Source organism: Vibrio fortis, from assembly GCF_000695685.1.
In the GTDB taxonomy this organism is placed as follows: domain Bacteria; phylum Pseudomonadota; class Gammaproteobacteria; order Enterobacterales; family Vibrionaceae; genus Vibrio; species Vibrio fortis_A.
On sequence record NZ_JFFR01000027.1, the window covers coordinates 118,368 to 131,075 of the forward strand.

Here is a 12,708-nt window from a genome sequence, read left to right on the forward strand (position 1 = left end):
AGGGTAGCAAGAAACACGGTAAGAAGGATTTATGACCAACCCTAAATTAGTGATCGTGGAAGACGATCCAGTCCTAAGAGAAATGCTGCAAGAGTATTTCGAGAGCCAATCATTTGATGTTGTCACCATATCTGATGGGGCAACTGCCTGTGAGCAAATTTTAACAATCCAACCTGACATTGTACTTCTGGATCTAATGTTGCCAGAGGTTGATGGGCTGACCATTTGTCGTGAAATACGCAGCCAATTCAATGGCAAGATTCTGATCTTAACGGCCAGTGACGACGATTTTGACCATGTTGCGGCTTTGGAAACAGGTGCAGACGACTTTATTAGCAAACCTGTACGACAGCGTGTCTTGCTGGCAAGGGTGCGCATGTTGCTTCGTCGAACTCAAGACCTACAGCCAAATACGACCGGTAATGGCAATGAGTTGAGCTTTGGCAAGCTTTCCCTCAATAAGGCGACCAAATCATGTGTTCATGCTGGCCAAGATATTCCAATTGCCGAGAGTGAGTTTGAGCTGCTTTGGCTATTGGCGTCTTCGCCTGAACAGGTCTTGTCACGCAACTATCTGACTCAGGAGATTCGAGGGATTGAATACGATGGTGTCGATCGCTTTATCGATAACAAAATAGTGATTCTTCGTAAGAAGCTGAATGACATCACTATGCCACCGAAAAAGATCATTACGGTTCGCGGTAAAGGCTATCTATTTGTTCCTGAACGCTGGTAAAGGCGACTTTTCTTAATGAGAAGAATCTATTTTGAATACTTGGTGGGCCTGACGCTAATCTTCCTCATCAGTATCTATTCGTACGCTTTTGTCGTTTATAAGCTGGGTACCGACTACGAGTACATCCTGCGCGATCATCAGGCAGAAGCTTACCAAGAGCTGATTAGCACGATTGCGAGCGAGAAGGGAATAGTCGAAACCGAAACCATTTTGACAAACTATGCGGAAAAAACGCGCCAAAATCTTCGTATAGTGGCGTTTGACGCTGCTCCAAAAATGGTTCAAAAAGCATTCAGTAATCCAGATGTAAACGTGTATTACCATGAAGAAGACTTTCTTTGGCTTCGTTTACCAGGCAGTCAAAGCGTGTACGAATTATCGGACAACAAAGACTCTTTCTTAAGGAAAAAGATAAAGACTGAAAACCGATTCATTTGGGTATTCGCCATCACAGGCTTTGCCTTCAGTGGTTTGTTTTTAGTGTGGCGAATCAAACGTCGTTTGAAGAATTTAGAATTGGTTACTGTTGCGTTTTCCAATGGCGAATTGATGCAGCGTGCCTCCGAGAAAAATAGCATTAAACTTGGTACGCTTAACCGCAGTTTTAACGTGATGGCGGATAAGATTCGTGACCTAATCAACAGCAATAAATCTCTGACCAATGCTGTTGCTCATGAGCTGAGAACGCCGATTTTTCGAATTCAGTGGCAAGCTGAGCTATTGAGCGATTTGGACCCTACGGACAAACAGTCGAAGGCAATTGCACGCATACTTGCTGACACTGAAGAGATGGAAGACATGGTCGATGAGCTGCTTTACTACTCGCGACTGGAGCGAGGGGGCTCTGAACTTCAGTTGCAGCCTGTCGATATGAATAACTGGCTGGATGAGCGATGTGCCATATGGGAAAAAGAGACTACGCTTGATCTCGTCAAGGTGCCTCTTAAAGAGTCTGTGCCCTTACACGTTGATCTTAAGTTGTTTAATCGCGCCGTAGACAACATCGTACGTAACGCATTTAAGTTCGCTGATTCGAAGATTGTGATTGAGCTTTGGTATAACGATGGGGAAGTTGTGGTTGAAGTGCATGATGATGGCAAAGGTGTTGAGTCGGAGCACTGGCCATTCTTGTTTGATCCTTTCTACAGCGCAAATGCAGCAAGGAATAAAGGTAAAACTGGGCATGGACTAGGCCTCGCTATTGTAAAGCAGGTGTGCGAACGTCATCAGGCTCAAGTGACCGTGGGAGAGAGTTATCTTGATGGTGCTTGCTTTGCGCTCTCTTTCCCTCGTGTTGAGGCGTAAATAGAAGATGGTTATTTTGTTGGTTTCCCATTACACTGCGCTGCATACGATAAAGAACATGTTTTAGGTAAGTTCATCATGGACCAAGAATACTACGAAGACGCTGATTACGATGAAGTGGATCAGTATGGCGAAGAAGGCGAAGAGATTGAGATTGAAGCGATTGGCGTTGATGTCTCATCACAACCTATCGAGCTATATAAAGTCTTTAAGATCGCTAACCTAGTTGGCGGTGGCGGTGAGGCCAAGCACGTGATTTCTGAAGGTTACGTTGCGGTAAATGGTGAGCTAGAAACTCGTAAGCGTCGCAAAATGTACGATGGTGATTTCTTTGAATTCAACCAAGAGTACTACGTGGTTTGTTGTGATCAGCCTGTTCAAGAAGTGGTTGAGAAACCAAAGAAAAAAGAAGAGCCTAAACAGCAGCATAAATCTAAGCGCTCTTCTAAGCAGAAAAATAAGAGCGCTAATCAAGGCCAAAATTTGAGTGCTTCTGCTGAGCCACGTAAACAGAAGAACAAATCTACCAATAAGCCTAAGGCTCAAAACGAGAAGTCAAAGCCACAACGTGATGAGAAGAGTGGTCGTAACTCTATCGACTTCTTCTAATCAAGTGACTTTAAGTTAGATCCTACCTTTTTCAGATGTGAGGCTAGAAATCATCGCCTCGCGTCTGATATCCAATATCTCATCAATCAGTTTCTGTTTTGCGTTCAAGCCAAAGTGATTGGAATAGTTGTTGATCTGATTCACTTCTGAAGCCTGCAACTTATAAACCTGTTTCTTCAGGCGTGTTTTCGCTTCACTTTTGATCATGCCGCGCTGCTGCAATAGGGCGATGATTTTGTTGTCTAAAGGGTGTTTTGCCTGTGACATATCTTCTTAATCAGAGGTTTAGTTAAACTTCGCAGGGTAATCTACAGGCGAGAGATGACAGATTTGTGACGTTATTGTCGCGTTTCGTTTACAGGTTTATAGAGCGTCGTGCTGATATGGTCAGCAAATGCAAAGTAAAAAGCGGGCTATGGATGAATAGCCCGCTTTTTGTTTTGTTTGAGTCATTAAGGTGAATAGAGCTAGGCTCAACGAATGACGAAGTGCGAAATTAATTCACTCTGGCGACTAGATAACTCATTTAAGGACTCACTGTTGCGCGCTGACTGATTGACTTCTTCGGCAATACTGACGGCTTTTTTGGATATATAAGCGATGTTACTCATGACTTCCTGTGCAACATTGCTCTGTTTTATTGATTCATCAGCTATGTGGCGGCTCATTTTATTGATCGTTGAGAGCCTTGTGACCATAGTATCCAATGATTGGTTGCTGAGGTTGGTTTGATTTACTGATGCGGCGGCTTTTTCTAGATTGTTCTCCACTAGCATGACCGCTTTTTCGGCTTGAGACTGAAGGTTGCTGATCATTGTATCAATGTCATTGGCTGAGCTTTGCGTTCGAGTTGCTAACGAGCGCACTTCATCTGCGACTACGGCGAATCCTCTTCCTTGTTCTCCGGCGCGAGCCGCTTCAATCGCAGCATTGAGTGCCAATAGGTTGGTTTGCTCAGAGATTGACTGAATCACGGTGAGAATATCTCCAATTTGGCGAGATTCATTTGAGAGTTGATGAATAACATCGGTTGCTTCGACTAGCGAGCTCTGCAGTTGGCTAACAAAGGTCAGATTTCGTTGCATGCTGTCCATGTTGTTGTGAGCCAACACAGTGATCTTATCGACTTCATCACTGGTCTCTTTGGCTGAGCTGGAGACACTGTCGATGGCTATCTTCATTTCCGTTACCGATTGACGAATGGTGTCGGTCTGTTTCTGCTGCTTAGCGACGTCAATGTTGGTTTTATTGCTCAATATGTGGCTTTCATTGGCTACATCGCTCAATGTGTCTGCAGACTGTTGAACTTGGGTGATTACGTTACTTAGCTGAGAGCCTAACGCATTGATATTGAGGGCGATGGCACCCAGTTCAGATTGAAAACCCGTTTCAATACGATGAGTAAGATTACCGGAAGTCAGCTTGTCGAGTGCCTCAACAATCTTGCGCAGTGGTTTCTTGATCGATAATACAATCGTCGAGGAGATGGCGAGGGCAATAAGAGTAGAAATCACCGCAAGTGAAGCGTTAAGGAGTAGTGCTCTGTTTGAATCTTGCTGTGCTTCATTAGCGGTCTGACTTACCAATGATCCGATGTCATTTCCCATAAGCTCAAAGCTGTTTATCGCACTGTCCATGTCGACAGCAAGTTGGCGCAGAAGTTGTTCGCTGGTGGCCGTCAGCTGAATGTAGGTAAGGTGCTGTTGAAGTACTCCTTGCGGCTGCTCAATGGCACGTATCAACTGGTTCAAATAGAAGCTGATGCTCTCTTTACTCTCTGGCATCGAGATAGGGACTCGCTTTGCTTTATCCTTAAATCTTTCAATGTGAGCGATTAATTCCTTCTTGACTACCTCAGCGTCATCGACATCTTCCATTGCGTAGATCTTCTGCAGATAACGGTCAGCCCCTGTTCCTTGTGCGACTAAGTAGTTCAGGTTGCGGTTATTGGTGCGTTGTCTGTTGGCTTTTGCTACAGCTGCTAGGTCGCTGATGTCTTGCTCGAAGAATTTCCATTTTTCATCAAACTGATTTAGCTCTTGAGATGTTTTGTGTCGCGCACTCATGCGCCGGTTCTTTGTTTCTAACTGCTGTTCAGCATTAATGAAAATACGCTGGGCAATGGTGTTTAACTCGGCGATATGCGTTTGTAGTGCAGGGAAATTATTGAAGTCGTTGAGCAACTCTTGGTAATTGGTTAAATAGCGCTGCTTCTCTTGGTAAAACTCTTGTTCTAGTTTATTTCGGTTAGCAACAGAATCTGTATTGGCGTGAACCAAAACCGCTCGGTTGATATTTTGTAAGTTTTGACCCAACAAATTCGAATCTGCGAGGAGATTCGTCATCTTTACCGATGTTAGCTCTAACTGTTGTGCCATCTTACTCTGGTTGAAATAGGCAAAAATACTGATGGCGACAACGAAAGTAATAACGATACCAAAGCCGATAATGATTCGCTGAATAATGGACAAGTGCATTGAAACCTCAACAGTTATTTCCATTTAACTTGAAATTGAAGGTAGAGAGAATACAACCAATCATAGGGTTATTATTGACTCGCTTGTTTTTTTAGGAGGTTAGTTGATATATATGAAACTTTAATGAATGCACGGGGCTGCATTTAACATCCATTTATTGGTTATTCTAAGAACATCGATCCGATACTGTTCTTTATCTGAAAAGCGAACTTGGTGAAGATGAGTTATTGGAGCGGGCGGTCGTCAAACGCACTGTTTAAAGCTAATAGGTTATATTCCCAAAGTTGTAACCTAATTTTTAAGTGTTTATTTATCAATTATTTATGATTGGCTTTCTTCTTGGAGATACTATGCTTGGTGAATGTGATGTGTGGATTATAGATATGTAACTTATGATTAATTTTTGTGCAATAAAATCGTCACAAGCCTCTGTTTGAATTATTGGAGTTCAAAACATAAATCGAACTGATTATTCAGCATCTTAATGATTACAGATGTTTAACTCCATTAATTCATTTATCAACTTGGAGGTTGATGTGAAAATTAAAGCGCTTATTGCTACTACAACAGTTGCTCTAACTATGGCTACAGGCAGCGTCGCTAATGCTGCTTCACGCGACTACATTAGTATTGTTGGTTCATCAACTGTATTTCCATTCGCGACTGTTGTTGCAGAGCGATTTGGCCGTACATCTTCTTTTTCCGTACCTAAAATTGAATCAACAGGCTCAGGTGGCGGTTTAAAACTATTTTGTGCGGGTATCGGTGAAAATACACCAGATATCACAAATGCTTCTCGTAAAATTAAAGCTTCGGAAGTTGAGTTGTGTGCCAAAAATGGTGTTAAGGATATCGTTGAAATTAAAATTGGCTTTGACGGCATCGTGCTAGCTAATTCTAAAAAAGCTCAACAATTTGAATTGTCTCTACAAGACGTTTACAAAGGCGTAGCGAAAATGGTGCCAGATGCGAACGGTAATCTTGTAGAAAACCCATACAAAACATGGAAAGAAGTGAACCCAACACTTCCAAACATCAAGATCGAAGTACTTGGTCCTCCACCAACATCAGGAACACGTGACGCTTTTGCAGAGCTTGCTCTAGAAGGTGGCTGTAAGACTTTCCCACAAATCAAAGCACTTAAAAAGACTGACAAAAAGAAATACAAAGCGGTATGTCACTCTGTACGTGAAGACGGCGCTTACATTGAAGCAGGCGAGAACGATAACCTAATCGTTCAGAAACTGGCTTCTAACCCGAACGCACTGGGTGTGTTTGGTTACTCTTTCCTTGAAGAGAACGCAGACAAAGTTCAAGCGTCTATTGTAAATGGCGTAGAACCGACATTTGATGCGATTGGCTCTGGTGAATACCCAGTATCTCGTTCACTGTACTTCTACGTGAAAGAAGCGCACAAAGACACAATTCCAGGTCTAAAAGAGTACGTAGCGGCGTTTACTTCTGAACAAGCTATTGGTGATGAAGGCTACCTAGCTGACCGCGGTCTAATTCCTCTATCTGCAAGAGATTGGAAATTGGTTCGTGCAGCAGGTACTGAGCTAACACCAAACCTATAATTCTTGTCGAAATCACGGGGTGCCTAGCCAATAGGTTACCCCGTTTTCATTTTCAGAGGCCCTATGAATTCTTTGCTTGTGATCTTGTTGTTCGGTATCTCAACGCTTGCCTATATGGTAACTAAGAGTCGCTCCAGACAATTGGCTCATTCAAACGGTGGATTAAGATACCTCCACTCTAGACCCTCATACTATGCGACATTAGCGGCAATGCTGTCAGCTATTCCTGCACTGATCATTTTCGCGGTTTGGAGTGCATTCTACCCAACGATTGTTGAGTCTATGGTGATGTCAAACCTACCACGCAGTGTACTTACTGGTGGTACAGAGCCATCTCTACTGTTTAGCCAGATAAAGCACGTCGCGGATGGTATTACGGATACAGACAAAAGATGGTTAATTGAAGCTTCTCGCTACTACAGCTACGTGATGGAGTCGGGTAACAATATTCGCTTTGCAACGTTGATTGCGATCGCTTTTGCGGGGTTAGTCCTAGGTCTAAAACTCGTTAGACCAAAAGTGAAAGCGCGTGTTTATGTTGAAAACATTCTTCAGCTGTTTCTGATTATTTGTTCGATCATCGCGATTCTTACCACTTTGGGCATCGTACTGTCGGTACTGTTTGAGGCGATCCGTTTTTTCAATATCGTACCCGTGACCGATTTTATTTTTGGTTTGGAGTGGTCGCCACAAGTGGCCCTACGCGAAGACCAACAAGGTGCAAGTGGTGCTTTTGGCTTTATACCGCTGTTGGTCGGCACACTTATGATCTCCGCTATCGCTATGTGTATAGCGGCGCCTGTTGGCTTGATGAGTGCAATCTATCTTGCTGAGTACGCTTCACCAAAAGTAAGAAGTGTTGCTAAGCCTATTCTTGAAGTCCTAGCGGGCATTCCAACCGTTGTTTATGGCTTCTTTGCTGCTTTAGTCGTCGCGCCAATGATTCGCGATACGGCCCACGCTGTGGGTCTGACTTCGGCGTCGTCCGAGAGTGCATTAGCCGCAGGCTTAATTATGGGCATTATGATCATTCCGTTTGTCTCTTCTCTTTCTGATGACGTGATTACTGCCGTGCCGCAATCATTACGTGATGGTTCGTTAAGCCTTGGGGCAACAGAGTCTGAAACCATTAAAAATGTCGTTCTTCCAGCAGCGCTTCCGGGCATTGTAGGCGGCTTGTTATTGGCTGTATCACGCGCGATTGGTGAAACCATGATTGTAGTGATGGCTGCGGGCTTGTCTGCAAACCTCACGGCAAATCCACTCGAATCAGTAACCACCATAACCGTTCAGATTGTTACTTTACTGGTTGGTGATCAAGAGTTTGACAGCCCGAAAACCTTAGCGGCATTTGCACTGGGGCTGTCTCTGTTTGTGGTGACGCTGGTGCTGAACTTTGTTGCGTTACGCATCGTTAAGAAATATCGAGAACAATATGACTAGTGTCTTAAATGAAATATCAAAGACTAAGAAGGCCAAAGTAAAGGCAAGCTTAGCGAAAAGGAAATCGAAAGAAGGGCGCTTTCGTTGGTACGGTATTGTTTCTATCAGCTCCGCGATCATGTTCCTCGTAATCTTAATTGCGTCTATCACCTCTCAGGGTTACACCGCTTTCTACACCACGGAGATCAAGCTGCAGGTCAGTTTAGATCATGACACTCTGGGGCTTATCAATGAATCACCAGACGAAACGGAGTTGTTCAGTGCGAACTACATGAAAGCTCTGCGTAACGCGCTCAGAGAGGAAATTGAAGTCAACGGTCGAAAAGAGCGTAAAGCTCTGTATTCCTTCATTTCTCGAGGGGCAGAGTATGACTTGCGTGATCGGGTTGTAGAAAATCCCTCTTTGGTAGGTAGTGAAATTACCTACTGGGCATTGGCAGGCGATCTGTCGAATCAATACAACAAAGGTAATGTCGATTCCTCCATCCCAGAAGATTCGCGAAAGTTTAAAGACAACCAGATTGCTTGGTTTGAGCAACTTGAAAGCCAAGGCAAAGTTAGAACGGTTTTTAACAAGAACTTCTTCACTAACGGTGACAGTCGAGATGCCGAACTGGCGGGGATTTGGGGAGCCATGGTTGGGTCGTTTTATACCTTACTTGTTTGCTTCTGTATCAGTTTCCCAATTGGGGTTGCAGCTGCGACTTACTTAGAAGAGTTCGCACCTAAGAACAAAATCACTGACATGATCGAGATTAACATCAACAACCTAGCGGCTGTTCCATCGATCGTGTTCGGTTTACTTGGTTTGGCTATTTTCTTAAATGTCGCGGAACTGCCTCGCTCGGCGCCAATTGTTGGTGGCTTAGTTCTGTCGTTGATGACGCTACCTACTATCATCATCTCTAGTCGCGCTGCCATTAAAGCTGTGCCTCCTTCCATTAAGGACGCTGCGTTAGGAGTAGGGGCGTCGAAGATGCAATCGGTAACACACCATGTTTTGCCATTGGCGATGCCTGGGATGTTGACGGGAACCATTATTGGTATGGCGCAAGCTCTGGGTGAGACGGCGCCTCTAATCATGATTGGAATGGTCGCTTTTATTGTCGATGTGCCACAAGGGCCGTTCGATGCCGCCAGTGCTTTGCCTGTACAAATCTATCTGTGGGCTGAAAACCCAGAAAAAGGCTTCGCGGAGAACACCTCTGGCGCAATCATGGTTTTACTTTTCTTCTTAGCCTTTATGAATTCATGCGCGGTACTACTGCGTAAACGTTTAGAACGCCGTTGGTAGGAGTGCTTCTCAAATGACTGAAAATATTCAAACTTTATCTGGCCAACTGCAAGTTGAAGTCCAAGCAGCAAATTCGGTTCATCATCGTATCGATGAATCGAGAGAGACCGTCGGTTTGCCTTTTATCGACCAAGCGCGTATGTCAGCGCGCAATGTTGATGTGTTTTACGACCATGGACAAAAGCAGGCGATCAAAAATGTCAGTTTAGACATTGGCGAACGCGAAGTCTTATCTATGATTGGCCCGTCGGGCTGCGGTAAGTCGACCTTTCTTCGCTGTCTCAATCGCATGAATGATACCGTAGACGGTTGCGTGATTAACGGCAGCATCACTTTAGATAACCAAGATATCTACGGCAAAGAGCAAGAGATTGTAGAGCTTCGTTCTCAAGTGGGCATGGTGTTTCAAAGACCAAATCCATTCCCTAAATCTATCTACGACAACATTGTCTACGGCCCTCGTTTACATGGTTTGGTCGAGAAGAAATCTGATATGGATTTAGTGGTTGAAGAGTCGCTCACTAAAGCGGGTTTATGGGATGAGGTGAAAGACCGTCTCGACCACCCAGCGACAGGGCTTTCTGGCGGCCAGCAACAACGCTTGTGTATTGCTCGTACGATAGCGATTAGTCCCGAAGTAATCTTAATGGATGAGCCTTGTTCTGCACTTGACCCGATTGCGACAGAAGTTATTGAAGAACTGATACATGATCTCAAAAAACAGTTCAGTATCGTGATTGTCACACACTCCATGCAGCAGGCTTTGCGCGTTTCTGACCGCACCGCATACTTCCACTTGGGTGACTTAATTGAAGTGAATGAGACCAAGGAAGTGTTTCATAATCCACAACACCGTTTGACTAGGGACTATATCAGTGGCCGCTTTGGGTAATACGATTGGACGAAGTAACAAACTGGATGGCAGAGTAAAACGCTCTGCCTTATCGGGCCGAACAACGGCACCTCTAAAACGTAAAAGAATTTTTGTGTTGGGGGATACCAGTAATGACCTTGCTCTTTTTGCAGCTCAGCAGCTGGATATTAAGTGCTATGGGCATTTTGATATTGTCTGCTATTCGATTCCAACCTCTGCCGTTGGAGAAAGGGCAAGCGTGCAGACTTTTGGGGGCCTTGAAAAAGTAGAGGGTGATTTTAGCGCTGGTCACTACGACCTATTAATCACAGTGAGCTTGAATGCCATCCAAATGGTTTCGCCGATGCCCACGTACGACAAACTGCTGTTTTGGGATGTAGAGAAAACAGAAGATGAGTACGATGCTGTTATTGAGAATGTGAACTTCTTTATGTCACGCTACATGTACGGATAAGCTAAGGTTTTCTGTGACTTAGCGCTGTTATCTGGTCACGCTGTGACTTTCCATTTGTAACAAATTGTAGAGCCGGATCATGTATATACATCGAATATACGATTCGCATTGGCTCTCTGCCCTTGTGTGTCTTAGAATCGAACTAATCAAATCGAGTATCTAGGGTGCGCAGTGATGGCCACTAAGAAGAACAAAGCGAACGCTAAAGATAGCCAGTTGATCATCAGAATTAACAGTGAGTTAAAAGATAACTTTATTTCACTTTGTGATGACATGGATACCTCTGCTGCACGTGAGATTAGGCAGTTCATCAAACGTTTCGTAGCGGATCATGAATCAGAAAATGAAAAACCGCAGTAGTTTTCGCCGCTCACTCAGTTCAAGCGTGATGTTCAACCGCGGTTTATCTCAATCCCACTATCTAGGCGTTCCCCCTGATAAGTCAGAATCTAGATATTGACTCGCAACCTCTAAAACAAGCTTCCATAAACATTCTTTTCCCTTTAGGTACTCAGAGTTTGGTTATGCCATAGTGAAAAGCGTAGCGACAATCACAAGTGCAACGATACTGATACGCTCTAACAGGCCAAATACGGGTTGCTCATGGTTTTCAGTCAACAGTTTTAATTGTTTCATACCTACCTCTTTACTATGTATTATTGATGTATATACATTGTAGTACATACGTATATATGTGCGTAAAATTTAAGCGATAATTAGTGGCTTTTTCCTTTCATGGTTCGTAGTGCGACTTTTACGTTCTACTCTTTATGTGTCTCTTTGAGTTTACATCTCAAACGTTAAACTGAATTTCGTTTTATATGTTGAAATCCTCTCTATATTTCAATAGCTTAGTTTATGGCTATTGAATAAAAATAATAAGGAAATCGAAATGTTGCTACCAAAACCTTTAAAGCGAGGCGATAAGATCGCGTTTTTTTCTCCGTCATCTCCAGCAACGGTGTTTGCACCGAAACGTTTTGAAAGAGCAAAACAGTTTCTTGTAAGCAAGGGATTTGAATTAGTGGCAGGTCAGCTCACGGGCAAATCTGATGGGTATCGCTCTGGGTCAATTCAGGAGCGTGTAGAGGAGTTAAACGCGCTGATTCGAGATCCAAGTGTTCGCTGCATTATGTCTACCATTGGCGGCAACAACAGTAATGCATTGCTTCCCTATATTGATTATGAAGCGTTGAAAAATGATCCTAAGGTGATCATCGGTTACTCCGATGTCACTGCGCTACTGCTCGGGATCCATGCTAAGACCGGTATACCAACATTTTACGGCCCAGCCTTGGTGGCTTCATTTGGTGAATTTGCGCCATTGGTTGAGGAAACCTTCGCATCGTTCCACGAAATTCTATGCCAAGACCTTGATCAGCATACTTATAAAATGCCTGCGGTTTGGACAGACTTTAGAGCGGAATGGGAAACCCAAGATAAAGCAAAACCGGTTTATCAGAACGAATGGCAATTTTTAGGCTCGGGCGTTGTTGAAGGGCGCATTATCGGTGGCAACCTCAATACCATGGGGGCCATTTGGGGTAGTGAATACATGCCAGAGATTAAGCAGGGCGATATTTTGCTGGTTGAAGATTGCATGCTTGGAATTGAAACGGTAGAGCGTTCTTTTTCACTACTCAAGGCGTGCGGCATTTTCGACCGTGTGTCTGCAATTGTGCTCGGCAAGCATGAGCTCTTCAATGACAGAGGAACAGGCCGCACACCACTAGACGTATTGTTAGAAGTGTTAAATGGTCAAGCAGTGCCGATCTTATCGGGCTTCGATTGCTGTCATACTCATCCAATGTTCACTTTGCCATTAGGATCGAGCTGTAAGATAGATTTCGATCAGCACTCTATTTCGATTTCGGGCGATTGGTTGAACCGCGATTAAGCTAATAGATTTAACCCATCAACCCTTTCAATCAGCAAACCG

At 44.0% G+C, this 12,708-nt stretch carries 12 protein-coding genes; 10 read left to right on the plus strand and 2 right to left on the minus strand.

Annotation, left to right across the window (positions count from 1 at the left end):
* Nucleotides 1-31 precede the first annotated feature (31 nt).
* The 3 genes from VFDL14_RS06420 (at nt 32) to VFDL14_RS06410 (ending at nt 2,650) form a co-directional block, all read left to right on the plus strand.
* Entirely contained in the window at nt 32-736 is a 705-nt protein-coding gene (locus VFDL14_RS06420) for a response regulator transcription factor (RefSeq protein WP_032552380.1), read from the plus strand.
* A gap of 15 nt (nt 737-751) precedes the next feature.
* Nucleotides 752-2,041 carry an ATP-binding protein gene (locus tag VFDL14_RS06415; RefSeq protein WP_032552383.1) on the plus strand — a complete coding sequence of 430 codons (1,290 nt, stop codon included), beginning with the start codon at nt 752-754 and terminating at the stop codon, nt 2,039-2,041.
* Nucleotides 2,042-2,119: 78 nt separating this feature from the next.
* Nucleotides 2,120-2,650: an RNA-binding S4 domain-containing protein gene (locus tag VFDL14_RS06410; RefSeq protein ID WP_032552384.1), complete on the plus strand. Its 531-nt coding sequence runs from the start codon at nt 2,120-2,122 to the stop codon at nt 2,648-2,650.
* 15 nt (nt 2,651-2,665) lie between these two features.
* On the opposite strand, the gene VFDL14_RS06405 is transcribed toward VFDL14_RS06410, so the two are convergent.
* On the minus strand, nt 2,666-2,917 hold the full coding sequence (locus VFDL14_RS06405) for a hypothetical protein (protein WP_032552385.1): 252 nt from the start codon (nt 2,915-2,917) through the stop codon (nt 2,666-2,668).
* Between the two features lie 206 nt (nt 2,918-3,123).
* On the minus strand, nt 3,124-5,127 hold the full coding sequence (locus VFDL14_RS0123360; protein WP_032552386.1) for a methyl-accepting chemotaxis protein: 2,004 nt from the start codon (nt 5,125-5,127) through the stop codon (nt 3,124-3,126).
* 536 nt (nt 5,128-5,663) lie between these two features.
* Between VFDL14_RS0123360 and VFDL14_RS06400 the strand changes: the two genes are divergently transcribed.
* From VFDL14_RS06400 to VFDL14_RS06370, 7 genes are all read left to right on the plus strand, one after another.
* Nucleotides 5,664-6,704: a PstS family phosphate ABC transporter substrate-binding protein gene (locus VFDL14_RS06400; protein WP_032552915.1), complete on the plus strand. Its 1,041-nt coding sequence runs from the start codon at nt 5,664-5,666 to the stop codon at nt 6,702-6,704.
* 63 nt (nt 6,705-6,767) lie between these two features.
* Nucleotides 6,768-8,147, plus strand: coding sequence for a phosphate ABC transporter permease subunit PstC (gene pstC, locus VFDL14_RS06395; protein WP_032552387.1), 1,380 nt, complete (start codon nt 6,768-6,770; stop codon nt 8,145-8,147).
* The gene (gene pstA / locus VFDL14_RS06390; RefSeq protein ID WP_032552388.1) at nt 8,140-9,441 is read left to right on the plus strand and encodes a phosphate ABC transporter permease PstA; all 1,302 of its coding nucleotides are present in this window, start codon (nt 8,140-8,142) and stop codon (nt 9,439-9,441) included. The genes pstC and pstA overlap by 8 nt, the downstream gene beginning before the upstream one ends.
* A 124-nt stretch (nt 9,442-9,565) precedes the next feature.
* Entirely contained in the window at nt 9,566-10,333 is a 768-nt protein-coding gene (pstB, locus tag VFDL14_RS06385; protein ID WP_419177374.1) for a phosphate ABC transporter ATP-binding protein PstB, read from the plus strand.
* Complete coding sequence (locus VFDL14_RS06380; protein WP_150869447.1) at nt 10,317-10,769, plus strand: hypothetical protein; 453 nt, start codon at nt 10,317-10,319, stop codon at nt 10,767-10,769. The genes pstB and VFDL14_RS06380 overlap by 17 nt, the downstream gene beginning before the upstream one ends.
* 174 nt (nt 10,770-10,943) lie before the next feature.
* The gene (locus VFDL14_RS06375) at nt 10,944-11,129 is read left to right on the plus strand and encodes a hypothetical protein (protein WP_235201746.1); all 186 of its coding nucleotides are present in this window, start codon (nt 10,944-10,946) and stop codon (nt 11,127-11,129) included.
* Nucleotides 11,130-11,661: 532 nt separating this feature from the next.
* On the plus strand, nt 11,662-12,666 hold the full coding sequence (locus tag VFDL14_RS06370; RefSeq protein ID WP_032552392.1) for a S66 family peptidase: 1,005 nt from the start codon (nt 11,662-11,664) through the stop codon (nt 12,664-12,666).
* Nucleotides 12,667-12,708: the final 42 nt, after the last annotated feature.